Raw genomic sequence first — 25,942 nt, 5'->3', positions numbered from 1 at the left:
TCAGGAATCGGCGGGCTGCCCGGTTCAAGGGGCGAACCCGCGCGAGACAGGAGCAGGGAAATGAAGCACCGGATCATCGTCCTCGGCGCCGGATACTCCGGAGCCATCGCAGCCGGCCGCCTCGCCAGGCGACTGCACGGCGACGACGTCGCCCTCACCCTCGTCAACGCCGAGCCCGACTTCGTCGAGCGGGTCCGGATGCACCAGCTGGCGGTGGGCCAGGACCTCCGCCCCCGGCCCTTCGACGAGATGTTCGCGGGCACCGGCGTCGAGCTGAGGCTCGCGAAGGTGACCGGCGTCGACGTCGACCGCCGGACCGTCGCCGTGAGCGACCCGGACGGCCGCACCGACGAGCTCGCGTACGACACGCTCGTGTACGCCCTCGGCAGCACCTGGAACACCCAGGGCGTCCCCGGCACCGCCGAGCACGCCCACGAGATCGCCGGCCGCCCCGGGGCGCTCCGGCTGCGTGAGCGGCTGGCCGGGCTCGGCGCCGGACAGACCGTGGTCGTCGTGGGCGGTGGCCTCACCGGTCTGGAAGCCGCGACCGAGATCGCCGAGGCCCGGCCGGACCTCGACGTCGCCCTCGCCGCACGCGGGGCGCTCGGCGACTGGCTCTCCCCCAAGGGCAGGGGGCACGTGCGGCAGGTCTGCGACAGGCTCGGCATCACCGTGCACGAGCACACGGCCGTCACCGCCGTCGGAACCGACCGCGTCACCACGGCGGACGGCAGGGACATCCCCGCGGCGGTGACCCTGTGGACGACCGGCTTCGCGGTCCACCCGATCGCACGGGACACCGCTCTGGAGGTCACCGGCACGGGCCGGATCGTCGTCGACGGGACGATGCGGTCGGTCTCCCACCCCGACGTCTACGCCATCGGCGACGCCGCGATGGCGATGGGCCCCGCCGACAAACCGCTGCGGATGTCCTGCGCGACGGGGACACCGACCGCCTGGCAGGCCGCCGACGCCATCGCGGCCCGCCTGACCGGCACGAAGCTCCCGAACACCCCGCTGCGCTACTTCAACCAGTGCATCTCCCTGGGCCGCAGGGAAGGCCTCATCCAGTACGTCACGGCCGACGACCGATCCGTCCGGGCGGCCCTGACCGGACGCACCGCCGCGCTCTACAAGGAGCTGATCTGCAAGGGCGCGGCGTGGAGCGTGGCCAACCCGACGATCGGACTCCCGTCCCGGCGCCGCCGCGTCACGCGGGACAGCGGCGCACAGAACCAGAACCGCGTGGCAGAGGGCCGCATCGCGGGGGAGGGCGCTGTCGTCGAGGGCTCGGCGGTGGAGGGATCAGCCTGAGCCTCGGCCTGAGCCTCGGCCTGAACGGAGTCTGCCTGTGTCAGGGGCGTCGAGGGTCATCGAAAGGCGTCGAGGTGTCCGGCCGGCCCGGGGCGAACCGGCGGCCCTTCCCGGGCCGGCCGGCGGACCGGTCCACGGCCCGGAATCCGTGCGGCGCGGCCGATCCTTGACGCCTCCCACAGGGTGCGGAACGGGACAGAGAACCTCAGGCCACGGATATCCTCTGCCGGTGTCGAATCCGAAGTCCGTTCCTGAGCCCGCGTTTGAGTCCGCGTTCGAGTCCGAGTACGAGCCTCAGCCTGAGTCCGGGCATGGGTCCGGACCGAACCGGTCGGTGGCAGCAGGCATCGGTCTCGCCCGCGTGATGGCGCACTGCGGCGGAAGCCCGGTCGCCGCCGTGAAGTTCCTGGCGGGGGCGATAGCGTCCGCGCCGGCGTCCCCGGAGCCCTATGCCGCCCTCGCCGAGCTGTGGCGGGACCGTCGCCCGGAACTCAGGAAAGGCCTCGGAGGGGACGGATCCGCGAGCTCCGTGCTGGCTCAGGCGTACTTCCAATTCCTCGACGGGGACATGGACAACGCGGCGATGACCTTGGGCTCGGTCACGGGCGCGCGGCCCGAAGTGGCCTGGGGTACGGCCCCGTGGTTCGGCGACGCTCGCTTCCTCGACGCGGTGAGCGCCGAGGCGCTGGCGGAGGCGTGCCTGCGCACCTTGGACTACGGCCACGACCTCGACTCCGACGGGATGCGTGAGCGGTTCACGCCCTGGTTCCACGCCGTGGACAGGGTGTCGGAACGAAGCCCCGTACCCCAGTCACTGGCCGCCATGTCCCGGCTGCCCCGCGCCTGCGGCCGCTACGAGCTGGCTCTCGACCTGTGCGACCGCGCCGACGCCGTCGACCGGGTCATGTGGACCGCGGTCGCCCGCGCGGCCACCTGGCGCGCGATGGGCGAGCTGGACCGGGCAGCGGCGGCCTTCGAGAGCGCCCTGGCCCTGGACCCCGCCAACTGGTCCCTCTGTCTGGACCTTGCCGACGTACGCGCCGAGCAAGGCGAATTCGCCGCCGCCGCGGACCTCGTCCAGCGGGGTCTGCGGCACGAACCGCGCGAGGTATCCCTGCGCGCGGCGGACGCCGCCTACCGGACGCGCCTGACCGGCTCCCCCGACGACCTGCGGGCCCTGATCGCCCTGGCCCCGGAGCTCGCGAACCCCTCCTACCGGAAACTGCTGATCGACTACGCGTGCGCCGGGCCCGGACTGCCCCCGGCTCTCGTGGCCGAGGCCATCCGCACAGGCAAGGGCTGACCGCACCCCGCCGGCGCCGACCCGTCCCACGCACCGCCGAAGAGCGGAGTCCACGGTGGCAGCCCGCCGACCGCACCGGGTCGGATACGGGCCCCGCCGGCATGCACTCAGGCTCTCCGGCCGCGGGCAGAGTCAACGACGGGGTCGCTGGGTCTCAACCTCGGATTCACGGACCGGCCATGGCCGCGCGCCATGATTGAGTCCTTCGTAGGGCAACGATCCAGGGGCGGGCCACGTGAATTGGACTCTGATAGGGCCAAGTGCCGTACTGGCGCCGCTTGCTGCCGGGAGTGGAATCGCCGCCATCCGGTCGGGCTGGATACTCCCCTGGCTGCGCAGAAGGACGGTTCGGCCCCGGATGTGGGGATACGGCGCGCTTCTGATCTCCATCTGCCTGAGCGCCCAGGCCGTGGAAAGCCTGTTCGCGGATGCCGACACGGAGCTCTTCTTCATCGTCGGGCTCGTCGGGATGCTGGCCGGATTCGTACTCATCGGGGCCTCGCAACTGCCGGGGCGACGGGCCTGAGCCCGCGTTCCCACCACTCGCCCGGCTCCCATCGCGTCGGCGGGAGATCCGCACACCGTGGAGCGGGCGTGATACGCGACGCGATCGATCAGCAGGCGGAATCCGGCCGAGGGGCAGCGCCTGGTCACATCGGCCCAGCCGCCACGTCTCAACGTCCCTCCGCAACGCGCGGCACAGAGATTCGCTGTCTCGGCGCATCCGGCTGAACACGAGTCGGGCGGCTGCCACGAGCCCCTGGCCACCCGACACGGCAGACTCGTAGTCTCCGGGGTCATGGAATGGACAGCGTTGGTCGCCACCGTGGTGGGCGCGGTCATCGGAGTGGGCAGCACGCTCGCTGCGGACCGCATGCGTTGGCGACGGGACACGGGCGAGCGTGACAGAGAGACCATGCGCACTGTGTCCGCCCAGTTTCTGGAGGCCCTGACCGAGGCGCGCGACGCGATAAGCGATGCCAGTCGATCGGCGCACCTGTCTCCGGACGAGCGGGCCGGCCTCGCTCGCGCCGGCACCCTGGACCACGGTGTGCACGCGAAGCAGTACCAACTGGAGCTGCTGGCCACACCGGAGGTTGCCCAGTCCGCCAGGGATGCCGCCTACCAACTGCTCCTCTACCGGGACACGGTGATCGCCGGACATCTGCGTGATGATCCTGAGTGCGCGGAGATGCGGCGCGACTTCCGAGAGGCACGCCAGAAGCTCATGGCTGCCATGCGTGCTTCGCTGAGCCGCCCCTGAGCTCCCTCGACCGCCTCGTTCCGGCCCCGGCCGACACGGCTGCTGTACCTCGCTGCTGTACGGGCAACGCGAGAGGCCCCCAGGATTTCTCCTGGGGGCCTCTGGCCTGCTGTGCACTCGGCAGGATTCGAACCTGCAACCTTCTGATCCGTAGGCGGGTGCCCTACAGCTCACAGCCCTGATGGGGTGCCCGCACCACGTCGGCACGGCAGTAGTTCCGATCGCTGAGGTCCCTGGGCGTACGCCCCTGTTGATGTCAGGCGTTGATGTCAGAAAGAGCGACTGTCTGGCGCGCGACCTGAGTGTCAGTCAGACTGGGCCGATGAGTATCCCGGGGGCGCGGCCAGACGACACCTTTCCACCACAAACACTTCTTGGCGACAAGGCGTGCAAGGCGCGCTATGGGGTTGCGCACGTCCGTGCGATATTCAGCCAGGCAGGTTGCGGCTTCAAGGAAACGTCCCCCGATGAGGACGCCATGGCTGTGGACGGTGACGTGGATTTCCTATCGGCTTCCGCTCGGGTTCAAATCAAGTGCTCTTCACAATTCAAGATAGCTGGAAAGGGCGCTACGTGGCCCGCCGAAGTGCACTGGCGCGAGCGATGGAACGCAGCCAAAGTGCCCGTCTATTTCATCTTGGTCATTTTGGATCGAAGCGACAGATTCGAATGGATCAACCATCATTCTGCCGGAACAGATCACGTCGCGGCCGCATTTTGGACTCGGGTCGACAAAATCGGGCCGACCGAAAACGTTGTAGTACCGAAAAGCCAGCGTCTCACTGTTGCGACACTCAGTGACTGGGAGAGGGAGGTGGAAGCATGCTTCTCACCGATGTAAATGAGATCGTAGAGCCTCGCACCCCCACCCTTAGCCAAGTCCAGGATTTCATGGAGTGCGAGGGGTGGGCACCTCAGCCACCTGGCGCCGCGGGACGCATGTGGATCAAAAATCGAGCACGTATCGGAGTCCCGGCCACAACCGGCGAAGATGCAAACCTCGTCAGAGGGATCATTGAGCGAATTGCGCGCTTCGAAAGAAAAGACTTACGCTTCGTCACCAACTACATTCGTTACTACCGCACGGATGTAGCTTTACTGCGCGCCGCCAGGGATGACCATACTGAGACCATTTCATTGGATGCTGCGTCAACGGTCATCTCCAACGCTAGAACCATCCTCCGCGCGAGCGGCACCACGGCCTGGAGCGAACGAAGCAACATTTCAGGCAACTACTCAAGGCAGGGAGATGAGGTAGTTGAAAGGGCCCGGATGGACCACACGGTTCATGGCCCCTTCATGATCCCGGTCTTGGTGCCACTCCCCCACGCTGAGGGCCTAGCCGCACCGCTTCCTGACGTTGAGGGAGAGCAACTCTTCCGGGCGGCTGCCGAGCCGTTCGCTCGACGAGTCACCCGCACGTTGGCTCAGTCCCTGGTAGCGGTAAATGAAGTAATCATTCAGCCCGAACGGATGCCGACTTCCAGGGACCTGCATACGGCTGTGGAGCGTGGGGTCAGCAGGGAGTTCTGTTCTGCACTGACGAAAATTCTAGAGGAACCATCGGTCGCCGAGTTCACCGCACAATTCCAGTGGGCTCCTGCAGTTCAGGCATCAGCAACCATCCCAAAGGCAGTAGAGATTGATGCCACTGCGGCGGGAAAGGTGAAGCGTGCCGCCGAAATCCTGAAGGAGAGAAAGGTTGAGCCGCGATCGACCTTCTCTGGAGTGATTGTTGAATTGCGCCATGTCCGCGAAGACCCGTATGGTCTTGTGACCGTATCCACAATTCGGCATGGTCGGTCCTGCGAGATTCGTGTACGCCTCAGCTATGAGGCGTATCAAGAAGCGGTTACATGGCACAGGGACCGGCGAGCCGTGATCGTTCAGGGCTCAGTACGAGAGGGTCCGGGACGTCGGCTCATCGTCGATTCCCCAGAGCGCTGCCGACCAATCGACGAGAATTTCCTGCCCGAACCTCGTCAGGGACAGGTAATTCAGCTGCACCCGCACCTCCCCCCCGGAAGTTAGTTCTATGCGCTCCTAGATTCGATGCAGCGCAGGAAAGATCGAAGCTCTCAACTCATTCGGGGAGCTTCGACCTTTCCATTCCCCCTCTTCACCGAAAACTCAGCAGTCGGCTCTACCGGGAGCTTTCCCGACGGCCAGTAGATGCGAGCTGGCAGCGAGAAGTTCAGGGTACGGCTCCGCCATTCGCGCTGCTGCCATCGCAGAGGCGATCAGATCGTTCGTAGGCCCCTCGCCCGGCTGTTGCTCGGTCGCCTTCACGAGGGACCATGCGGGCCCCTCGATACCGAATACCTGCACGTCCGTCAGACCGGAGGATGCCAGCTCGGCCGCGAGCTCATCGGCGCGGTGGAAGTAGGACAGGGTGAATCCGCGCACTCCGTCATAGACGGCCGTCTCAAGGATCTTGGAGACGGACTCGTGAATTCGCTCAGTGTGCAGGTGGGCGTATGTGACGTGCTCGAAGAGCGACGCGTAGCGGTTGATCGCGGCAGCAGCGATCAGCCCGCCCGGCTTCACCACACGGCGTGCTTCCGCCAGCGCCTTACGCCGGTCGTCCGGGTCGGGGAGGTGGTAGAGCGGCCCGAGCAGCTGCACTACGTCGAAGCTGCCGTCCGGTTGCGGCAGATCGCGGGCATCCCCCACGAGCGCTGAGCACACGGCCGCGGCCCTCTTGACGTGGCGGGGCACGGGGTCCACCAGCGTGACTTCGTAGCCGTCCTTCACCAGCCATTCAGCGTGGATCCCGGTTCCCCCTCCCACGTCGAGCACGCGTGCCGGCGCGGGAGGCAAAAAGCGTCGGAGGAGCTCTTGAGTCCTGGCCAGCTCCATTCGTCCGTCTGCCGAGCTGCGCAGGCGGTCATCCTCGTTCACTGTCTCGCCGTAGAACCGCATCACGGAGGGAGCCAATTCGAGATTCGACATGGTCGCAGTATCGTGTGTACCGGTGGACCAGTCCAGCGCGGGAAATAGGGGAAACCATGGCAGTCCTGAAGTACGAAGAGATCGCAGAGTTCCTGCGCGCCCGCATTGCCGCTGGTGAGATCGCTCCTGGGGACACGATCCCGTCGGGCCGCGAGCTTGCCGAGCAGTGGGATGTGTCACGAGCTACCGCCATCAAGGCCGTCGACGTGCTGCGCAACGACGGCGTGGTCGTGGCCAAGCAGGGAACCGGGTTCGTCGTCACGGAAACGCCCGTGGCGCGCCCTGCCGGCGCTCGCCGAGCAGGGTCGGCGCGCATCCTGGGCGGCATGCCGTTCCTGCGCGTCGGTACGCCTGACTGGGCGGAACCCCCCGCCCACGTCGCCACCGCTCTCCGCCTCCCCCCCGGGACTAAGGCGCTCCGGCGCGTTCGCGTCCTCCAGCTCCCGGACGGAACCCCGAATAGCTGCGTTGAGGCGTGGTTCCCCCCGGATATCGCGGAGGTGGCCCCACGCCTCGCCGACACCAACCCGATCGCCGAAGGCTCAACGCGCTACGTCCGGCGTCAGACTGGGCGAGGCCCAGTCGAAGGCGTGGACGTAACCACCGTGCGCCTTGCCTCGGAGACGGAGGCAAACCGCTTGAAGGTGCAGCAAGGGGCACCTGTGGCCGTACTTCTGCACACAGCGTATGACGAGCAAGGAAAGCCGCTGGTCTGCGAGGAGGGCGTAACGCCGTCCTCGCTCTTCGAGCAGGTAGACACCTACGCCATGTAGGCGCAGCACGAGCAGCAAAGGCGGCTGGACCGGTCCACCGGTTCAGCTTTTTTTGTAGCCCTGAAAGCACTCCTCACCTGCCCCTTTCATCGCGACGACGTGGCGGCGCATGGATTCATCGCTTGACTGGACCGGTCCACCGGTCCAGTCTCTTGCTGTGGCCATCGTCCAATCCGGAATCTCCGGAGGGGGCCGATTCAGTCACGCCAAAACTCAACAGCGTGATCCACCGCAGTACGGCGGCCCGTGACCCTTCCGGCCGAGGCGAGTGGAGACCAGCCGACCGAGAACCGGCCCCCTTCACACCGGGGCCCACACCTCCTGACCGGGGAACGCCATCGGCTCTAAGAACCGCACGGCACACCTTCGAAGCTGCCACCTCAGACTTCCGGGATTTCGGACCTCCCCGGAACGAGCAGCGCCGTGCGAACAGGAGATCCGGAGCACCAGCGCTCACGGTGCCCGGCATTCGGGCCTGCCTCTCTGGCGGGCTGTGGTGCCGGGTTGCCGTGGTCGCTCGTAGCCCACGAACGACTCTCAGACAGCGCGAGGCCCCGGTGCTCGAACACCGGGGCCTCATTTCGGGCCGTCCCACCGCAAGGAGAAAACGACCCATGAAGACCATCGTTGCACTTCCGGCCCTTGTTACGGCCGCGCCGCTCGATATCGAGCCGTCGGCCGCTGAGCTGGACGCGATCGAGCAGGAGATGCCGCTGATCCTGGCGCAGGTCGAGCTGCTGGACGCGCAGATCATGACCATCGACCGCCCGGTGAACGAGCTGGACGAGCGCCGTGTTCGCCGGGCCCGCCGGCGGGTGCTGGCCGCTCGCCGCGTGCTGGCGAACAAAGCCACGGCGCAGGTTCCGGGGGTGAGGGTATGAGCACGCTCACCCCTGTGCAGGCGCTCACCGCCGCTCACGCGGAAGTGAAGGCCGAGATCGCCCGGACCGACACCAAGGCCGGTCTGCTGCTCGCCTTCGTCGGCGCGCTCCTGGCCGGTGCCTGGACCGTCGCCAAAGACGCCCCCCTGAACCTCCCCGCCATTCTGGTGGGTGGTCCCGGGATGGGGCTGCTGGTCGCGGCTGCCGGGCTGCTGCTGCGGTCGGTCCGCCCGAGTCTTGGCGGCCGGCACGGCTTCCCGCTGTGGGCCACCCTCGCCGCCGAGGAAATTCCCGCCACCCTGTCCGCCGACCTGGGCGTGGCCGTGGCGGGTCTGTCCCGCGTGGCGGTCGCCAAGTTCACCCGCTTGCGCCGCGCGGTTGACCTGACCTGCGCCGGCGGCGCCCTGCTCGTCCTCGCCACACTCCTCACCCTCGGAGGTGCCGCGTGAACGCCAAGACTGTTCTGCCCGCCGTCGGGATGACGGCGGTGTCCATGGTTCTCACCCTGGCTGTGGTGATGATGTGGCTGGGTGCGGCGATGCCGTGGCCGGTCGCTCTGGTCGTCGGTCTCGGGATCGACGGCGGATGGCTCGCCACCCTCGCCTACGAACGCCGCCTCGCCGCGCAGGGCGACCACAGCAACCCGGTCACCGCCGTCGGCTGGTCGTTTGGCCTCATCGCCACCGGTGTTCTGATCGCGCATGCCCTCACCGCCGAAGAGTCGACGGGTGCGTGGCTGGCCGTGGCGTGGCTCCCGATTGCGGCCAAGGCCCTGTGGCTCGTACACGGCCTGTGGGAGCGCACTGCGCTCACCGGTGAGGCCCTGGACGCGATCCAGGGGATCCAGCAGGAAGCGCGCGACGAAGCCGCCGTTGCCCGCGCCCGGCTCCGCGCGGAAGCCTCCACCGAGGAGACGCGCTTGACGGCCGTGACGCAAGCCGGTGCTCGCGTCGCACGCGTACAAGCCAAGACTGCCGACACCCTCTCCCGGGCCTGGTCGACGCTGGAGGCGGCGCGGGAGGGTGAGGACACGGGACGGGCGCTGACCAGCGTGACGACCCGCGTCACGCCTGGCGTCACGCCCCGCTGGGAACTCCCCGTGTGGGGGCCCACGGAGCCGGTTTCGGCGTTCGCGTTGGAGTCGGCCGGCGCCCTCTCGGATGAGGCGCTGGACGCGCTCGTGGACAAGATCCGTCACAGCGAGACCCCGGCGCTGTCGTACCGGGAGATGGCGTCACGCTTCCGCACCGCCGGTCACTCCGCATCTGAGGTCCGGCTGCGGGCCGCGTGGAAGCGCGTGATGGCCGCCTGATGGGCGCGCTCCCCGTCTACCGGTGGCGCCTGGCCCCGGACGGATACGCCACCCGCCGCCAGCTCCGTGCCCTAGGGCTTCGGCCCGGCGGTCAGGACGTCGCCGCGCAACTCGAACGGCCGCGCCGCCGGCGTGGCCCGCTGGTCGCCTACCTCTACCGCGTCGACCGGGCCAAACCGGTTCGGCCGATGACGCCTGGCCGTCGGGCTGCTCTCGCGAAGGCGATGGCGGCCCGCCGGACTTGCCCGAACTGCCGTCGCGACGTCGGGTACTGCATCCCGCGTTCGCTCGGCATGTGCGTGCCCTGCTCAGACCTTTTCAGCAGCCGCCCGAGCTGCGGCGACGAGACGGAGTGACACGGTGAAGCTGGACGTCAGCACACACAAGCTCTTCGGCTACCGCTCCACCCTGCGCACCGCCAAGCGCCTGACCGAAGAGGCCGTCCGGGTCGTGGACCGGTCCGTGGCCGGCCGCATGCCCGACCTGCGGGTCGTGCTCACCTCGGAGCGGAACTTTGCCGAGGTGAGCACGACGGCTGAGTGGGAGACCGCAGGGTGCACCGACAAGCGCACCCAGTCCCGCGCCCTGCGGGCTGCGAAGAAGCTGGCCCGCGAGACCGCGGCCCGGGCCGTCCCGCTTGCGGACGGCGGGGTGTTGATCGTCGTCAACGTCGACCAGCACCCCAATGAGGCGACTTTCGCGATCACGCTCGTGCACGAGCTGGTCCACGCGATGCAGACCAGCCGCAAGGGCGTCCGCGACCGGCTCATCGCCGGTCTGCGGCACGACCTGGGTGTCGAGCGTCTGTCACGCCGCCAGAGCCGCGAACTCGACCGCCTCTTCGAGGCCGACGAGAAAGAGGCATACGGCGCGGAACACCTCGCCGGCCGCCTCGTCCCCGCCGCCGCAGCCTGACCACCCCACCCCCGCACCTTCCACCTTCCTCGCCCCCACCCCTGGGGGCAGTCAGGAGTCGTTCCGTCATGAGCGACAACGTCGTTCCCCTCTTCGAGAACACCACCCCCACCCCCGTGGCGCCCCCGAGTGTCGAGGCGGCTGCTGTAGCAGCGCCCACCGCTGAAAAGCCGTCTGTGCCCCTGTGGGTCCGCTCCGCACGCGGAATCCGCACGGTGGCCACGCACGAGAGCACCAAGACCGCATGCCGGGCCACCGCCCGCCACGGCCTCTACGTCCTGGGCGGGACACGGATTGTGGCGCGCCGGACGTGGGAGGGCCGCACCGCCTCCCGGTACGAACGTCTCCTGCGCGCTGCGGAAGCCGCGGGGAACATGGAGGCCGCCGCCGAGTGGGAGGAGCGCGGCCAGCGCTTCCGCCAGGAACGCCACCGCCGGCGGATGGACCTGCTCACCGCGCCGATGGATGCGGCCAAGGGCATTGCGGCCGGCGCCGGGATCGGGGCGGGTGGTCTCTTACTGCTCGGCATCATGCTCGCTGTCGCCAACAAAGACTGGCGGGACGTCTACGCCCCCACCATGGCCGTGGTGGAGCTGGTCCGCTGGATCGTCTTCATCATCACCGTGACCTGGGGCCCCCTGGTCACGATCGGCCCGTGGGCGGCCCTGCTCGGGCTGTGGGCCGTCGGCAAGAACCAGCAGGCAGCACCCCAATGGGCACTCCCCGCCAACGTCCGGTCCGGTGAGGGTGAGCCGATCACCCCGTCCATCGTCGTTCTCGCCCTGCGGAACCTCGGTATCGCGCCCTTGCGGACCGCCATCAAGGAGATGGGCGACGCCGGCGCGTCGATGTTGGGCCCGATCCGGATCGCCGGATGCGGCGTCGAAGTCGACGTCACCCTCCCGTCTGGTGTCTCCACGAACGAGGTGCAGAACCGGCGGCGCAAGCTCGCTGAGAACCTGTCGCGGCATGAGCACGAAGTGTTCATCACCATCCCGCAGGCCGCCCGCACGGTCCGGCTCTGGGTCGCGGACTCCGGGGCGCTGGACGAGCCGATCGGCCCGTCCCCGCTGACCACGGACCAGGACCTGACCGCGAACTACAAGACGGGCAAGGCCCCATGGGGTCAGGACCTGCGCGGCGACGCCGCAGCCCTGTCCCTCTACCAGCGGCACTTGCTCATCACCGGCCTGTCCAACCAGGGCAAGACCGCCGCACTCCGTGGGCTGGCCCTGTGGTTGGCGCTCGACAAGTCGGTGGAGTTCCGACTTGCCGACCTCAAGGGCGCGGGTGACTGGGCGATGTTCGACGGCCTGGCCACGGTGCTGATCCAGGGTCCGACCGATGATCACGTCGTCCAGGCAACCGAGATGCTGGAAAGCGGGGTGAGCGAGATGGAGCGCCGTCTCCAGGCACCGCCCGGGACAGCGTTCCCGCCGCTGGTGCTGCTGGTCGATGAGGCGCAGGTGGCGTTCATGTGCCCGGTCGTCGACGAGGAGAAGCGCCCCTACGGCGGGTCCAAGGCCACGTCCCGCTACTTCATGGCCGCGAGGAAGATTCACAACCAGGGCCGGGCAGTCAACGTGACCCTGTGGCAGGGAACCCAGGACCCCACGGACCAGAACCTTCCCAAGCTGGTCCGCGAGGGCGCCCACACCCGGGCGTCCCTCGCACTCGGCACCGAGTCGCAGGCCCGCATGGCGTTGGGTGACAAGGCAGTCGACGGCGGGGCCGCCCCGAACCTCCTGCGCCCCGGACTGGACAAGGGCACGCTCGTGGTCGCGTCGGACGGCATCGAGATCCCGGCCGGCCAGGCATCCATCACGGTCCGCACGCACTACATCGACACCGACACCGCCGCCCTCATCACCGCCCGCGCCCGGGCAATGCGCGACGGCGTCACCACCCTCCACGTCATCGAGCAGAACGAGGTGCGCGACCCGCTCGCGGACATCGCGACCGTCGTCGGCGACACGAAGCGCGCCCTGACACAGGACGTGCTGCAGCGCCTCGCGGTGCTGTCCGAGGACAGCTACGGCGCCTGGACGCACGCCGACCTCAAGCGCGTTCTCGACGGCACCGCGGCTGAGCCGTACAAGTCGGACGGCCGGATGGTCGTGGGCCGGGAGCGCATCGCCCGCGCCCTCGCGAACCGGAACGCCGACGGTTCCGCTTCTGCTTCCTGATCACAGGGAGCGCACCCCGCGCGGGTCAGGGAGACAGGGAGAACTCCCTGAACGCCTCCCTGACCCGCCTCCCTGGACCTGAACTGCACAAATGATGTCCAGGGAAGCAGGGAGTCACCCCAGCTCAACACCCCAACACCCCCCCCCTCACAGCGCCTCCCGAGGGGGGTGCTTCCGCCTCCCTGACCCAGCAGAGGAAGGGATTCCGCATGTTCCCCGAGAACACCACCCACCGGCCCGTCCAGCAGGCCGTGACCATCCACCAGCCCACTCCCATCACCCCCTACCCGGCCGCCCCGGTCGTGCCCGTGCAGCCCGGAACGCTTCCTGCGGTGACGTCAATCGTGCTGCCGGACGGGCGGGTCATCACCGGCTACGCCATCGACCCGGGCCAGCCCGAACCGGTCGTCGCCAAGCCGCTTGTCTCCCGCACCGCAGTGAACATCGCGCTCGGAGGGATCGGGTTCGGCGCCGTCTGCGGCGGGCTCGTTCTGCTGACCACGTTCATCGCCGCACTCGCCGCTCTGGTCCAGCAGCTCATCATCCTGGCCGCCGTCATCTTCGGCGGCTGGATCGCCGTCCAGGTCCTCACCGCCGGCCGCGAGCAGGGGTCCACGACGGTGAACATCCGCAAGGCCGTCATCAAGCGCAACCACTTCCACGGCTGACCACCCCAAGGAACAGCGCCCTCCCACATCGCACCCCAACCGGTCAGGAAGGCCGAGATGAGCGACAGCCGAGGAAAGGCCAACAAGCCCACCAGCAGCGGTCCTGCGATGCCGTGCGGGTCGGGCCCGGGCCGCTGGAACCCCGACAGCGGTAGTCGACCGTCCACCGCGACCACGCGCACGCCGACCCGCCCCAAGGGGCCGAGGGCTTCGTAGCCGCCCGGCCCCCAACCGTCGCCAATCGCCCGGCCGCTCGCGAGTTCCCGTTAAAGGGCCAAGCCCATCACCGCCGCGGCAGAGGGCTTGGTGCTCTGGCCGGGGATGGTATTCGTGGTGCGGTGCATGTCCCAGTGCTCAGCGATCCACTTCTTGTGAGCCTTGGTGACGGGCACGGTCAGCGGTTGGCCATGCAACTTGCCGTAGTCCGGATACTTCCGAGTGCCGGCCGTGACGTCGAGGGTGAGCGCGCTGGGGTCAATCGCGATCTGCCCCAGGTCGAAAAGCCGGTGGACGTCGCGTCGCAGCAGCAAGCCGCCGAAGGTGTGGTGCTTGCCGTTCGCGGCGTAGCTGTAGAGGTGCGCCGCCTCCAGCACCACGGCGGGCATGGGACCGGTGAAAGCGCACACCTCGCCGAAGTCCTCAAGCAGGGTGGATCGGAAGGCGGCCTGGCCGTTGCGGGCCCTGACCGTCCTGGTCGTGTGACCGTCGGCGATGACCTTGCGGGTCTTGTCGATGATGTCGAGGGGGGTGGCGTTCTTGCCGGTCTCCACGCGGGTTCGGAAGTCGTCCCAGCGAAGGCGCCGCAAGGCGTTCTGCGAGGTGGTCTCCTCGCACAGGTCGCGCAGTTCCTTCCCGTCGACGTGGCCGCGCAGGTCGATCCAGCCGGCTTCGTAGCGGGCGCGGTAGGTGACTACCGAGACCGTCTCCACCGTCGGGGTGTCGAACTCCGCCTTGCATGTCTTGGTCCAGCAGCGGTATTTCGGCGTCATCGTCTTACGCGCGGCGATATCCGCCTTTCCGCAGGACGGACACGAGCTGCAGTCCTTGGTCCCGGTACCGGTCGCGACGTCCTCGATCACGGACAAGCCCAGCAGGGTGTCCCCGTCCCACAGCACGATCGTGTCTCCGACCCGCACATAGGCGTGGTTGGGCACCTTGCTGTCCCAGCTGTAGTGCGTGGAGGGGCTGTCGTCATACCCGCCCCCCACGCGCTTGGGGCCATCACCCAGATACATCAACCACGCAACCATCAGACTCCCCACGTCACCGGACACCGCGCCCACTTGGGCGGCGGAACTGTCCTGATCAACGTATCGGGCACCACTGACAGTCCCGCCCGCCCAAGCGCGGCTCCGGGATGCCCTCACCCACCTGGTGAGGGCGGGAGCGACCGCCTCTCGGCAAAAGACCGCGACCGCTCCCCCTTCCCCACGTCCAACCAGACCTGTGGAGGTCCTCCAGCATGACTCAATCCACCAGCATCCGGCGAGAGCCCTGCAATCGGCCACGCTTACTCGACCTGTTCTGCCACCGCGGTGGCATGGCCATGGGCTATCACCAGGCCGGCTTCGACGTCGTCGGCGTCGACCTGGACGCCGACTGCGCCACCGAGTACCCGTTCCCGTTCATCCACGGCGACGCCATCGAGTACCTCCTCGCCCATGGCCACGAATACGACGTGGTCCACGGCTCGCCGCCCTGCCAGAAGTACAGCGCGCTCAACGCCTACAACCACAAGACGTATCCCGACCTCATCGCCCCCACCCGCGACGCCATGCGCACCGTCGGCCGGCCCTACGTCATCGAGAACGTCGAAGCCGCCCGCCCCGAGATGCGAAACCCCACCACGCTGTGCGGTCCGATGTTCGGGCTGCGTATGTACCGCCACCGCCTCTTCGAGACCAGCTTCCCCCTCACCCCACCGGACCACCCCGCGCACACGGCGCTCTGCACCCGCAACGGCTACCTCCCTACCCCTGAGAAGCCGTTCATGACCATCACCGGCGGCCGGCACTCCCGCGCCTGGCAACGAGCCGCCGCCGAGACCATGGGCACCCCCTGGATCACCACCATCCGTGGCGTCTGCGAGGCCATCCCACCCGCCTACGCCCAATGGATCGGCGGCCAGTTCCTCACCCAAGACAGGATGGCCGCGGCATGACTACCCACCTGCTGTCCGCCGCTCTAAACGCGGCGGAGCGCGGATGGCATGTCTTCCCGCTCCGCCCCGGCGACAAGCGCCCCGCCCTCCACGGCGAGAGCGCCTGCCCCCGCACCGGCCCCTGCACCACCGGCCACCTGAAGTGGGAGCAGCGCGCCACCACCGACCCCGCCCGCATCCGCGCCGCCTGGTCCACCGGAGCGTGGAACATCGGCATCGCCACCGGCCCATCCGAGCTGGTCGTCATCGATCTCGACATGCCCAAGCCCAACAGCAGTGCGGACACGCCTTGCGGCGTGACGACCTTCACGGCGCTCTGCGAGCGCGCCGGACACCCGGTGCCCCGCACCCGCACGATCCGGACCGCGAGCGGCGGATACCACCTGTACTTCAGTGCCCCCGCAGCCGCCCGCCTCCACAACACCGCCGGAACTCTCGCACCCCTGGTCGACACCCGGGCATGGGGCGGATACATCGTCGCCCCCGGCAGCACCATCAACGGCCACCACTACGCCATCGACGGCCCCGCCCTCATCAACCCCCTGCCCGGCTGGCTCCGGCAACGCCTCATGCCCCCGCACCCCAAACCCGCAGCCGTGCCGGGACCTGCTCCGGTGCCGCTCCGGGCCCGCCGGTACGCGGACATCGCCCTCCAGCGCGAACGCGAGACCGTCCGGGCGGCAGGGGAGGGCAGGCGCAACGCCACCCTGCTGGTGTCCGTACGGGCCGTGGGCCGGTTCGTGGCATGGGGAGACCTTCCCCGCCACATCGTCGAAGCGGCTTTTCAGGCAGAAGGCGAGGCAGTCGGGCTCACCGCAGCTGAGTGCCGCGCCACCATCGCCAGCGCCCTGGACTGGTCCATCCGCACCTGCCGGCCACGACCGGAGGCAGCATGACCACCCCGGCCAGTCCCCATCTGAAAAGCCTTCCCAACCTGCCCCAGCCACGCCAAACCGGCCCCAGCCACGCGAGCGATGGGGCGCCGAAGGTCGTCGCCGAAGGCGTCCGCGTTGCCGCTCTCCCCGCCCCGCACACGGTCACCGTGACCGGCATCCAGCCCGGTCTCACCGTGCGCGGGCTCGGCCGCTACGAACTCCCCGTCGCCGACTGGCTCTGCACCTGCGGCCACCACGAGCGCGCCCGGGGCCGCCAGGCCGTCACCGAACTCACCACCCGCGCAAGCGTCCAGCAGTGCCTCCACACCACCTTCGCCATCGGGAGGGCCGCCGCATGACTGATCCCGCAACGACACCGCCCATTGACGGCGCCGCGCTGCTCGACGAGGTGGAGGCCTTCCACCGCCGCTTCAACGTCTTTCCCAGCGAGGCCGCGTTCGTTGCAGTCGCCCTGTGGGACGCGCACGCCCACCTGCTCGACTGCTTCGACTCCACCCCCCGCATCGCCTTCCTGTCCCCCGAACCGGGGTCCGGGAAGACCCGGGCACTGGAGATCGTGGAAACCCTCGTCCCGCAGCCCATGACGGCCGTCAACGCGTCCGCCGCCGCCCTGTTCCGGTCCGTCTCTGCCGGCAGCGGAAAGCCCACCATCCTGTTCGACGAGATCGACACTGTCTTCGGGCCCAAGGCAGGGGACAACGAGGAACTGCGCGGCTTCCTGAACGCCGGACACCGCCGTACCGGGGTTACCTACCGGTGCATCGGCGACGGCGGGCAGCAGACCGTGCAGGCCTTCCCCTCGTACTGCGCGGTCGCGGTCGCCGGTCTCGGCTCGCTCCCGGACACGATCATGAGCAGGGCCGTCATCGTCCGCATGCGACGCCGGGCCCGCAACGAAACGGTCGAGCCCTTCCGGGCACGTATCCACGAGGCCGAGGGGCACAAGCTCCGGGACCGGCTCGCTCAATGGGCTGAGCACGCCCGCGGCTTCGTCATGGGCGCTTGGCCGGACATGCCGGATGGGGTCAGCGACCGGCCGGCCGATGTGTGGGAACCGCTGCTCGCCATCGCCGACGCGGTCGGCGGTCACTGGCCTGAGCGGGCCCGCGCCGCGTGCGTGACCCTCGTGACCGCCTCCCGCGCCAACGACAAAGGCAGCATCGGTGTCCGGCTGCTCACCGACCTGCGTGACCACGTCATGGTCGGCATCGACCGCCTGCCCACCGTCGCCATCCTTGACAGGCTCAACGCCCTGGACGACGCCCCGTGGGCCGACCTCCACGGCAAGCCACTCGACAACCGGCGCCTGTCCAAGATGCTCGCCGAGTACATGACGGCCGACAACGAGCCCATCGCCTCCCGCAACATCAAGACCGTCGGGAGCGTACTCAAGGGCTACTACACCGCCGATCTCTGGGACGCCTGGGCCCGCTACTGCCCCCCACCCCCGGAAAGTCCGCTACCTCCGCTACCCGGCACCGAAAACACCATCTGACCAGCACAAACCCGGTAGCGGCAAGCTGTCTCGCTTGCCGCTACCCATCCGCTACCGCTACCTCGTCCGCTACCTCCGACAGGCCATCTGACCTGCGAGGTAGCGGCGGTAGCGGAGGTAGCGGCTCTCAGAGGTACGCCCCAGGAGCATCCCGGAGGAGCCCCCGCATGACCACCGCCATGCCCGCCAGTCACGAAGCGCTCAAGGTCCCTGAAGTCATGGCGGCGCTTCGTCTCAGCCGCAGCAAGGTCTACGACCTCATCCGCTCCAAGCAGCTCCCCAGCTTCACGGCCGGCAGGGCGCGACGCATCCCGGTCGACGCCGTCCGCGAGTACATGCGCAACCAGATGGAGGAGGCCGCCTGATGGCCAAACGACGCGCCAATGGCGAAGGAACAATCACCAAGCGCACCGACGGCCGCTACCACGCCGCCGCCTACGTCTACCGTCCGGACGGGACGCGAACGCGGAAGTTCGTCTACGGCAAGACCCGCGAGGAAGTCGCCAACAAGCTGACCGAGTTGCAGGAGAAGACGCGTCAGGGCATCCCGGCCGCTTCCTCCACGATGGCACTCGGCGACTACCTGACTTACTGGCTCGCCGCCATCGCGCCGGAACGGCTCAAGCCCGCCACGCTCAACAGCTACGAGGGGCTGACTCGGCTCTACATTCGGCCGGCACTCGGCAAGAAGCGGCTCAACCGGCTCTCGCCTGCGGACGTGCGCCGATTCCTGACCGAATTCAAGGGCTCTTGCCTGTGCTGTCTGCGACGCGCCGACCACGAACGACCGGAAGGAAAGCGCGGGTGCTGCGCGGTGGGCAAGTGCTGCAAGCGGCTTCCGTCCGCTCGGACCGTCCAATACGTGCACGCCGTACTGCGGTCGGCCCTACAACAGGCGATGCGCGAAGAGCTGATCGCTCGGAACGTCGCACGCATCGTCGAGACCCCGACCATCACACGCAAGGAGGTGCGCCCCCTGGACGGCGCCGAAGTCCGAATCCTGCTCAAGACCGCCCGCCCGCACCGGCTGTACGCGCTGTGGCTGCTGCTCGTGTCGACCGGCCTGCGGCGCGGGGAAGCTCTCGCCCTCACATGGTCGGACGTTGACCTCACGAACCGACAGCTCCGGGTACGCCGGAACGTGCAGCGCATCCGGCGGGAGCTCCTCTTTGGGACACCGAAGACCACTCGGTCGATCCGCACGGTGTCCCTGCCGCGGCACCTCGTACGGGCGCTCACCCACCACCGCGAGCAGCAGGAGCGCGAACGCGCGGTCGCGGGCAAGAAGTGGCAGCCGACGCCTGGGCAGCCTGACGGGCTGATCTTCACCACACAGACAGGGAGGGTCATCGACCCGCGCAGCCTCAACCGGATGCTGACGATCCTGTGCAGGAACGCGAACGTACGGCGCGTCAGGGTCCACGACCTACGGCATACCTGCGCGTCAATCTTGCTCTCACGAGGGGTGGACGCTCGCACGATCATGGAGACGCTCGGCCACAGCACCATCACCATGACGCTGGACACCTACGCGCACGTGATGGACACGACGCTGCGGGCGGCTGCGGAGCGCATGGACGACGCGCTGAATCTCGATGACCTAGACGACGGGTCGGAGGAGGAAGTGTCGGACGACTGAGAGCGTCTTTCCGGGCGCGTTGATGTCACCCGCTGATGTCAAAGGCCCCCTGGACGATGTCCAGGGGGCCTTTGAGCTGCGTGCACTCGGCAGGATTCGAACCTGCAACCTTCTGATCCGTAGTCAGATGCTCTATCCGTTAAGCTACGAGTGCGTGGTCGCGGTGTTGGCCGGTGACCTTGCCTCCCGGTTTTTTTCTCCCCGGTCGGCGTTGCGAGAACAACATTACATGACCTGCGCCGTCACGCGAAATCCATTAGCCACACCTCGCCTGACCTGCGGAAACACCCATCTGGAGCAGGTGCCGCCGCCGAGCTGTCCCGCAGCCGCACCCCAGCGACCCGCACACGTACGGCCGGAAACGACCGAAGCCCCGTGCCAGTGGCACGGGGCTTCGGGATCTTGCGGAGGCGGAGGGATTTGAACCCTCGATGGGCTTTAAGACCCAAACCGCATTAGCAGTGCGGCGCCATAGACCGGACTAGGCGACGCCTCCAGCACACCCTGCGCGAGCGCGAGTGGTGCGTGCAGATGATGACACAGATGAGCGCGCTGTCACCAATCGCTATTCACGGTACTAGGCAGGCGGGTGGCGAGGCAAAGCGCCCCGGGCGGGTGAGGCATCCCGATCTGTCCGGACGGCCCGCGTGGCCGGGACGTGCCGTCCGGCCGCCGCAGCAGGGGCGATCCGCACGGCCGCGCCAGGGCCCGAGGCGCCCGGGCAGGCCCAGCGCCGGGACCGCACGCCTGCCCTGATGGCCCCCGGACGGGCCCGCACTCCGCTGCACCCGCTTGGGCGGGTCTTCCGGTCGGCCCCCCAGGAGTTGCGCAACGTGCGGGCGTGCGGAGCGTTAGAGAGGCGAGGGCTCCGCCCTCCGTCCGTGACCCCGTGTGCCCGGTGCGCCCGCAGTCCAGGTGCGTGCCTGAGCAGACCGGCGCGCCCCCGGGTGCGCCAGAGCAACTGGAGCCCCGCATGCTGCGCCGTCTCACCCTCACCGCTGTCGCGTCCGTCGCCGCGCTGACCGCCGCCACTCCCCTCGCCACCGCCGCGGCCCCCGCGCTGCCCCTGCCCCCTCTTCCGATCCTTCAGGGGGACTGGCCGGCCGAGGACGCGCAGACCAGGCTGACGGTCACGGTCTCGGACTCCGGCAACCCCGCGGCCGACGGCGTCTTCGAGCTGGAGTGCGACCCCGCGGGCGGCAGCCACCCCGCCGCTCAGCGGGCCTGCGACCTGCTGGACGAGGCGGCGGAGTCGGGCGACAACCCCTTCGTGGCCACCGACCGCAACGCCATGTGCACCCAGCAGATGGGCGGACCCGCCGCCGCCCGGGTCGAGGGGACCTGGCAGGGGCAGAAGGTGGACGCCCGCTTCAGCCGGGCCAACGGCTGCGAGATCTCCCGCTGGAACGCCCTCGTGCCCGTACTTCCCTCGGCCAGGTGACCTGGGCTGCCCCGGTCACGCAGACGGTTCGACGACGGTCACGCAGACGGTTCGACGACGGTCACGCAGCCGGTTCGACCCCGGTCACGCACACGGTTCGACGACGGTCACGCAGCCGGTTCGACCGCGGCCCCGTCGCCCCTCCACCGCGGCGGCGTAACCGGTTCGGCGGGGCGTGCGCCGGGACTTGGACCGGCCGCGGCGGCGCACACCGGGGCGTGAAATCGGCCGACCGGTGGTGCGTGACTGCCCCATTCCGGACTCTCCGCAGGCAGGTTGCGGCGGGCGCGGAACCGCGTTCGAGCACGTCAGAGGGGGCGCGCGGGGTCACATCGTGGACCACCGGCGTACACCGTGTGCACAGAACCTTGGTGAGAGCTCCCCCTCATCCGCCGCCCCTCACGCGCTCCCTGCCTTTAGACTCCTCCAGTGACAGCCTGAGGCCCGAGGGGCAGGATGGGGCCCGCTGTCGGCAAGGTGCGGTATTCAGGGAGGAAGCGTCTCGTGAGCAGCAGGCCATCCCGAGGCGCTGCTCGCCTCGCAGCCATACTCGACGCCCTTCCGGACGGGCTCCTGCTCGTCAACTGCAACGGCACGGTCGTCAACGCCAACACCATCGCGCTCGAAATGTTCGAGACCCCGGGCACCGCGCTCGTGGGACGCGGACTGCTCGACCTGCTTCCGGAGTTCGACTCCAGGCTGATCCCGGGGTCGATGCGCAGGCCGGACGCCGCGGACGAGCAGGGCAGGACCAAGCCCACGCGCATGGTCGCCCGCCGGACCGACACCACCGAATACCCCGCCGAGGTCACCAGCGCCTCCCTGGACAGCGGGCAGGCCGGGTACAACGACATCCACTCCAGCTACACGGGCGACGAGCTGCTCATGCTCGTCGTACGCGATCTCTCCGGCACCGTGGACACCGAGGCCGAGCTGGCCCGTTCGCAGCGGCAGACCGAGATGATCCTGCGCGCCGCGTCCGAGGGCGTCGTGGGTACGGACACCGACGGCCGGGTCGTCCTGGTCAACCCCGCCGCCGCGCAGATCCTCGGCTTCCGCGCGAGTGATCTCGGCGGCAAGGAACTCCACACGCTGGTCCTGCACTCGCGGGCGGAGGGGGAGCCCTTCCCGTACGACGAGTCGCCTCTCGCGGACACCCTGAGGTCCGGCCGCAAGCACCGGGTGCGCGGACAGGTGCTCTGGTCCAAGAGCGGGGCCCAGGTGCCGGTCGACCTGACCACCGCACCGGTGCGCGACGGGGACCAGCTGGTCGGCGCCGTCATGACGTTCACCGACCGCCGGCCGTTCGAGGAACTGACGCAGCAGCACACCGGCGAGGTCTCCGGCCTCACCGAGCAGCACGCCGCCGAGATCGCCGAGCTCACCGAGAAGCACCGCGCCGAAGTCGAGGCGCTCACCGAACGGCACGCGGCCGAGACCGCCGACCGCACCGAGCGCTACGCCTCCGAGGTCGAGGACATGACCGAGCGCCTGGCGGACCTCGGCGAGCGTCACGCCCAGCTGACCGCCGTCCTGGGCGAGTCCCTGCGGGGGCCCCTGGAGGAGCTGCGCGGCGAGCTCTCGGCGCTCGCCGCCGACCCGGCCGGCCAGCTCTGGCCCGAGGCCAACCAGATCCTGCACCACCTCGCCGCCGGCTACGCGCGTATGACGACGCTCGTCGACAACGTCCTGAGCTATCAGCGGCTGGACAGCGGCACCGAGGAGCTCAGCAAGCTCCCGGTGCTGCTCGACTCCGTGGTGACCGCGGGCATCGACGGGGCGGTCGAGCTCATCGGTCCCGGCCGTGCCCAGTTCGCGGTGCACGCGCCGCCGATCGAGGCCGAGGTCGACGCGGGCCGTCTGATCACGGCGCTGGCCCATCTGGTCGCCGACGTGGCCGGCGTCGACTCCACGGGCAAGGCCCGGCTGGTCCCCGGCGGCGGATACGTCGACTCCACCGTGGTCGTGGCCGCGGCCCAGCGGGGCGATGTGGTCAGGATCGAGGTGCGCGGACCGTTCGCCGGGGGCGACCCGGTGCACGTGCCGATCGTGCGCGGGATCGTGCGGGCGCACGACGGCGTGCTCCAGACGCATGAGATGCCGGGCATGAGCGGCAGCGCCTACGTCCTGGAAGTGCCGATCGGCACGGGTGCGGGCACGATCGCGCCGGTACCGCCGCCGGTCCTGGAAGTACCCGTCGCACCCGAACCCGTCGCACCCGAACCCCTCGCAACCGAGCCTCTCGCGCCGGAGCCCGTCGCACCGGAACCCGTCGCACCGGAACCCGTCGCACCGGAACCCGTCGCACCGCAGCCCGCCCCGGAACCCGCCTCGCAGCCCGCTCAGGGCGGGCGCCGCCGGGCGCGCAGGGCATCCACGGACGCCTTCCTGGACAGCGCGGTGGAGGGCCCCGCAGCGGACGGGGACACCGCGGCGGCGGAGCCGACCGGGCGCCGCAGGGCCCGGCGGGAGTCCGCCGCACCGCAGGAGCAGCAGCCCGAGGCGGAGATGACCCCGCCTCAGCAGGGCGAGGGCTCCGGGCGCAGGCGTGGCCGTCCGAGCCCCGCGGAGTCCGCCGCACCGGTCCAGGAGGAGCGTTCCCGGCAGGCGCTGGCTCTCCCCCCGGCGGCGTCCACCGGCGCCTCGGAGGGTTCCGTGGTGACGGCCGCCGAGGGCGCTCAGGGAGGTGGCGGACGCCCCCAGCTCGGGCAGACGGTGCCGCCGCAGGGCGTGCCGCTCGGCGCGTCCGGCCGGACAGGTCGTCAGGGTTCCCCCGAACAGCCCGCCCTGCCCGCTCTCGCCCCGGCCGAAGCCCCTGCCGGGCCGGAGCAGGGACAGCAGGCCGGCGGCCGGCGTGCACGACGGGCTCTCGCGGCCGCGCAGGAGCGCTCGGTGGCCGCCGAGCCCACAGGGCCGCGTACCGCGCTCGCGCTGCCCCCGGCAGCCGCGGACCGTATCCCGCCCGTGGCGCCGGGCACTCCCGTGGTGGCACCCCCGCAGGCCGTGCCTCAGGCCCCCGCGCCCGCCCGCCAGGACGGCCGGCCCGTCCAGGCGGCGCACCCGCGCAGGCCCGGGACCAGCCGGCCCGACGTGCCGGGCGCCCTGCCCGCGGGCATTCCGCCCGCCGAGCGCCACGACGCCGTACGGACGGAGCCGGACGCGGATCACACCCCGCCGCAGCCGCACCCCCTGCCGTCCGGCCGCCGGAGGGCACCTTCCGCCGAGGCTCCCGATGCCCACGCCGGTCCCGGGCAGCCGCTGCCCGTCGTCCCGCCGCAGCCGGACTGGTCGCAGTCCGGCACGTCCGGGCAGGGTCTGGCCGGACTGGGGGACGAGGCCGGTGCCGAGGCGCCCGGCGACGAGCCGTGGGAGGCCTCGGGCACCACCGCGCACACCACGGGCACGGCCGCCGCGTCGGCCGTCCAGGCCGCCCCGGGGACGGCCGAGGGCCGCCCGGCCGACGGCGGTTCACAGGCGCCGGACGCGCTGCGCCGGCCGCTGCCCGCCGAGGCCCCGATGCCGGCGTCGTCCGACTCGACCCAGGGCCGTGCGTTCAGCGTGCGGACCCTGGGCCAGGGCGTGCCCTTCGCACAGCACCTCGCGCATCAGCAGAACCAGACGACGGTCGGCGCCGGACGCCGGCGCAAGCTCACGGCACCGCCGGAGGCCGAACCCGCCGCGCAGAACACCCCGGCTCCGGTGCCGCCGCAGCCTGCGGCGGCCCAGGGCAGCACCACGCAGGGTTCGGGTTCCGGCCGGCTGCTGTCCGCACCGACGTCCGAGGGACGTGCGTACGCGATAGGCGCACCGGACGAGGGCGCCGAGGGACCGGAGCCGCTGGACGGCCCCGGTGGCGCCGTGGAGGTGGCCAACCGGCCGCAGCCGCACCCCGTCGACGACGAGTTGCCCCCGGAGCCCCTGGACAACCCGCGCCGGCTGCTCGTCTGGCCCGCGCCCGACGTCTCGACCCAGCAGGCCCTCAGCGACCGGGGGTACCGCCCGGTGATCGTGCACTCGCGGGAGGAGGTCGACGCCCAGATCGCGGCGTTCCCCGCCGCGCTGTTCGTCGACCCGCTGACCGGCCCGATCACCCGTACGGCGTTGCAGTCGCTGCGCCAGGCCGCCGTGGCGGCCGAGGTCCCGGTGCTGGTGACCGCCGGGCTCGGGCAGGCCACGAGGGAGGCGGCCTACGGCGCCGACCCGGCGGTGCTCCTGAAGGCGCTCGCCCCGCGCGACAGCGACCAGCATCCGCCGCGCGTCCTGGTGATCGAGGAGCACGAGCCGATCGCGCTGGCCCTGACGGAGACGCTGGAGCGGCGCGGCATGCAGGTCGCCCGGGCCTCGGGCGACAGCGACGCGGTCGAGCTCGCCACCCGGATCCGCCCGAACCTGGTCGTGATGGACCTCATGCAGGTACGCCGCCGCCGGGCGGGGATCATCGACTGGCTCCGCGCGAACGGCGCTCTGAACCACACTCCGCTGGTCGTCTACACCTCGGCCGGCATGGACGAGTCCGAACTGCCGAGGCTCAGCTCGGGCGAGACCGTGCTGTTCCTCGCCGAGCGTTCGACGAGCGACGAGGTGCAGTCCCGGATCGTGGACCTGCTGGCGAAGATAGGGACGAACTGACCGTCGTACGCGCGGAGTGCACGCGAAGGGCGCACGCGGGGCACACGGGACGAGGGCGGTACGGGAAGTCCCGTACCGCCCTCGTGCTCCGGCCCCGTGCCCCGGCCCTCGTG

Annotated in this window: 24 protein-coding genes and 2 tRNA genes; 22 read left to right on the top strand and 4 right to left on the bottom strand. The window is 69.8% G+C overall.

Annotated features, from left to right (window positions below):
• The first annotated feature begins 60 nt into the window (after positions 1-60).
• The 6 genes from ACFYY2_RS16865 to ACFYY2_RS16840 all read left to right on the top strand — a co-directional run bounded on the left by ACFYY2_RS16865 (position 61) and on the right by ACFYY2_RS16840 (position 5,912).
• Complete coding sequence (locus ACFYY2_RS16865; protein ID WP_388743031.1) at positions 61-1,314, top strand: NAD(P)/FAD-dependent oxidoreductase; 1,254 nt, start codon at positions 61-63, stop codon at positions 1,312-1,314.
• Positions 1,315-1,648: 334 nt separating this feature from the next.
• On the top strand, positions 1,649-2,617 hold the full coding sequence (locus ACFYY2_RS16860) for a tetratricopeptide repeat protein (protein WP_388743029.1): 969 nt from the start codon (positions 1,649-1,651) through the stop codon (positions 2,615-2,617).
• Between the two features lie 358 nt (positions 2,618-2,975).
• Positions 2,976-3,143 carry a hypothetical protein gene (locus ACFYY2_RS16855; RefSeq protein ID WP_388743027.1) on the top strand — a complete coding sequence of 56 codons (168 nt, stop codon included), beginning with the start codon at positions 2,976-2,978 and terminating at the stop codon, positions 3,141-3,143.
• A 273-nt stretch (positions 3,144-3,416) separates the two neighbouring features.
• Complete coding sequence (locus tag ACFYY2_RS16850; protein WP_388743025.1) at positions 3,417-3,881, top strand: hypothetical protein; 465 nt, start codon at positions 3,417-3,419, stop codon at positions 3,879-3,881.
• A 322-nt stretch (positions 3,882-4,203) separates the two neighbouring features.
• Positions 4,204-4,722, top strand: a complete 519-nt coding sequence (locus ACFYY2_RS16845) for a DUF4365 domain-containing protein (RefSeq protein WP_388743023.1) — start codon at positions 4,204-4,206, stop codon at positions 4,720-4,722.
• On the top strand, positions 4,704-5,912 hold the full coding sequence (locus tag ACFYY2_RS16840) for a hypothetical protein (protein ID WP_388743021.1): 1,209 nt from the start codon (positions 4,704-4,706) through the stop codon (positions 5,910-5,912). Before ACFYY2_RS16845 ends, ACFYY2_RS16840 begins: the two co-directional genes overlap by 19 nt.
• 99 nt (positions 5,913-6,011) lie before the next feature.
• Here the strand turns inward: ACFYY2_RS16840 and ACFYY2_RS16835 are convergent, their stop codons facing one another.
• Positions 6,012-6,833 (bottom strand): class I SAM-dependent methyltransferase, encoded by an 822-nt coding sequence (locus ACFYY2_RS16835; protein WP_388743018.1) that lies wholly within the window; start codon positions 6,831-6,833, stop codon positions 6,012-6,014.
• Between the two features lie 56 nt (positions 6,834-6,889).
• Here ACFYY2_RS16835 and ACFYY2_RS16830 point away from each other — a divergent pair, with 56 nt between their 5' ends.
• The 8 genes from ACFYY2_RS16830 to ACFYY2_RS16795 all read left to right on the top strand — a co-directional run bounded on the left by ACFYY2_RS16830 (position 6,890) and on the right by ACFYY2_RS16795 (position 13,568).
• Positions 6,890-7,606, top strand: a complete 717-nt coding sequence (locus tag ACFYY2_RS16830) for a GntR family transcriptional regulator (protein ID WP_388743014.1) — start codon at positions 6,890-6,892, stop codon at positions 7,604-7,606.
• A gap of 614 nt (positions 7,607-8,220) precedes the next feature.
• On the top strand, positions 8,221-8,487 hold the full coding sequence (locus ACFYY2_RS16825; RefSeq protein ID WP_388743011.1) for a DUF6284 family protein: 267 nt from the start codon (positions 8,221-8,223) through the stop codon (positions 8,485-8,487).
• Positions 8,484-8,936 (top strand): Pycsar system effector family protein, encoded by a 453-nt coding sequence (locus tag ACFYY2_RS16820; protein ID WP_388743009.1) that lies wholly within the window; start codon positions 8,484-8,486, stop codon positions 8,934-8,936. Before ACFYY2_RS16825 ends, ACFYY2_RS16820 begins: the two co-directional genes overlap by 4 nt.
• Positions 8,933-9,799, top strand: coding sequence for a protein spdB (locus ACFYY2_RS16815; RefSeq protein WP_388743007.1), 867 nt, complete (start codon positions 8,933-8,935; stop codon positions 9,797-9,799). Before ACFYY2_RS16820 ends, ACFYY2_RS16815 begins: the two co-directional genes overlap by 4 nt.
• Positions 9,799-10,155 carry an RRQRL motif-containing zinc-binding protein gene (locus ACFYY2_RS16810; RefSeq protein WP_388743425.1) on the top strand — a complete coding sequence of 119 codons (357 nt, stop codon included), beginning with the start codon at positions 9,799-9,801 and terminating at the stop codon, positions 10,153-10,155. The genes ACFYY2_RS16815 and ACFYY2_RS16810 overlap by 1 nt, the downstream gene beginning before the upstream one ends.
• A gap of 4 nt (positions 10,156-10,159) precedes the next feature.
• Positions 10,160-10,714, top strand: a complete 555-nt coding sequence (locus ACFYY2_RS16805; RefSeq protein ID WP_388743005.1) for a hypothetical protein — start codon at positions 10,160-10,162, stop codon at positions 10,712-10,714.
• Positions 10,715-10,782: 68 nt separating this feature from the next.
• Positions 10,783-12,900 (top strand): ATP-binding protein, encoded by a 2,118-nt coding sequence (locus ACFYY2_RS16800; protein WP_388743003.1) that lies wholly within the window; start codon positions 10,783-10,785, stop codon positions 12,898-12,900.
• Positions 12,901-13,109: 209 nt separating this feature from the next.
• On the top strand, positions 13,110-13,568 hold the full coding sequence (locus ACFYY2_RS16795; RefSeq protein ID WP_388743000.1) for a hypothetical protein: 459 nt from the start codon (positions 13,110-13,112) through the stop codon (positions 13,566-13,568).
• A 266-nt stretch (positions 13,569-13,834) separates the two neighbouring features.
• On the opposite strand, the gene ACFYY2_RS16790 is transcribed toward ACFYY2_RS16795, so the two are convergent.
• Positions 13,835-14,842 (bottom strand): HNH endonuclease, encoded by a 1,008-nt coding sequence (locus ACFYY2_RS16790; RefSeq protein ID WP_388742998.1) that lies wholly within the window; start codon positions 14,840-14,842, stop codon positions 13,835-13,837.
• A gap of 188 nt (positions 14,843-15,030) precedes the next feature.
• Here ACFYY2_RS16790 and ACFYY2_RS16785 point away from each other — a divergent pair, with 188 nt between their 5' ends.
• The 6 genes from ACFYY2_RS16785 to ACFYY2_RS16760 all read left to right on the top strand — a co-directional run bounded on the left by ACFYY2_RS16785 (position 15,031) and on the right by ACFYY2_RS16760 (position 19,759).
• Positions 15,031-15,729: a DNA cytosine methyltransferase gene (locus tag ACFYY2_RS16785; RefSeq protein WP_388742995.1), complete on the top strand. Its 699-nt coding sequence runs from the start codon at positions 15,031-15,033 to the stop codon at positions 15,727-15,729.
• Positions 15,726-16,625, top strand: coding sequence for a bifunctional DNA primase/polymerase (locus ACFYY2_RS16780; protein WP_388742993.1), 900 nt, complete (start codon positions 15,726-15,728; stop codon positions 16,623-16,625). The genes ACFYY2_RS16785 and ACFYY2_RS16780 overlap by 4 nt, the downstream gene beginning before the upstream one ends.
• Positions 16,622-16,963, top strand: a complete 342-nt coding sequence (locus ACFYY2_RS16775) for a hypothetical protein (protein WP_388742991.1) — start codon at positions 16,622-16,624, stop codon at positions 16,961-16,963. The genes ACFYY2_RS16780 and ACFYY2_RS16775 overlap by 4 nt, the downstream gene beginning before the upstream one ends.
• On the top strand, positions 16,960-18,120 hold the full coding sequence (locus tag ACFYY2_RS16770; RefSeq protein WP_388742988.1) for a DUF3631 domain-containing protein: 1,161 nt from the start codon (positions 16,960-16,962) through the stop codon (positions 18,118-18,120). The genes ACFYY2_RS16775 and ACFYY2_RS16770 overlap by 4 nt, the downstream gene beginning before the upstream one ends.
• Before the next feature lie 167 nt (positions 18,121-18,287).
• Complete coding sequence (locus tag ACFYY2_RS16765) at positions 18,288-18,485, top strand: helix-turn-helix domain-containing protein (RefSeq protein WP_250288263.1); 198 nt, start codon at positions 18,288-18,290, stop codon at positions 18,483-18,485.
• Entirely contained in the window at positions 18,485-19,759 is a 1,275-nt protein-coding gene (locus ACFYY2_RS16760; protein ID WP_388742985.1) for a tyrosine-type recombinase/integrase, read from the top strand. The genes ACFYY2_RS16765 and ACFYY2_RS16760 overlap by 1 nt, the downstream gene beginning before the upstream one ends.
• Before the next feature lie 81 nt (positions 19,760-19,840).
• Here the strand turns inward: ACFYY2_RS16760 and ACFYY2_RS16755 are convergent.
• Positions 19,841-19,913: transfer RNA gene (locus ACFYY2_RS16755), tRNA-Arg, on the bottom strand.
• Between the two features lie 251 nt (positions 19,914-20,164).
• Positions 20,165-20,255 (bottom strand) — tRNA-Ser (locus ACFYY2_RS16750).
• A 477-nt stretch (positions 20,256-20,732) separates the two neighbouring features.
• Between ACFYY2_RS16750 and ACFYY2_RS16745 the strand changes: the two genes are divergently transcribed.
• Together ACFYY2_RS16745 and ACFYY2_RS16740 are read left to right on the top strand one after the other, a co-directional pair.
• Entirely contained in the window at positions 20,733-21,200 is a 468-nt protein-coding gene (locus ACFYY2_RS16745; RefSeq protein WP_388742982.1) for an SSI family serine proteinase inhibitor, read from the top strand.
• Positions 21,201-21,704: 504 nt separating this feature from the next.
• Complete coding sequence (locus tag ACFYY2_RS16740) at positions 21,705-25,829, top strand: PAS domain-containing protein (RefSeq protein ID WP_388742980.1); 4,125 nt, start codon at positions 21,705-21,707, stop codon at positions 25,827-25,829.
• The last annotated feature ends 113 nt before the right edge of the window (positions 25,830-25,942 follow it).

The organism is Streptomyces sp. NPDC001822 (assembly GCF_042892135.1).
Classification (GTDB): Bacteria; Actinomycetota; Actinomycetes; order Streptomycetales; family Streptomycetaceae; genus Streptomyces.
The sequence above is the reverse complement of the archived record's forward strand: the minus strand, read 5'-3'. Positions and strand labels throughout refer to the sequence as shown.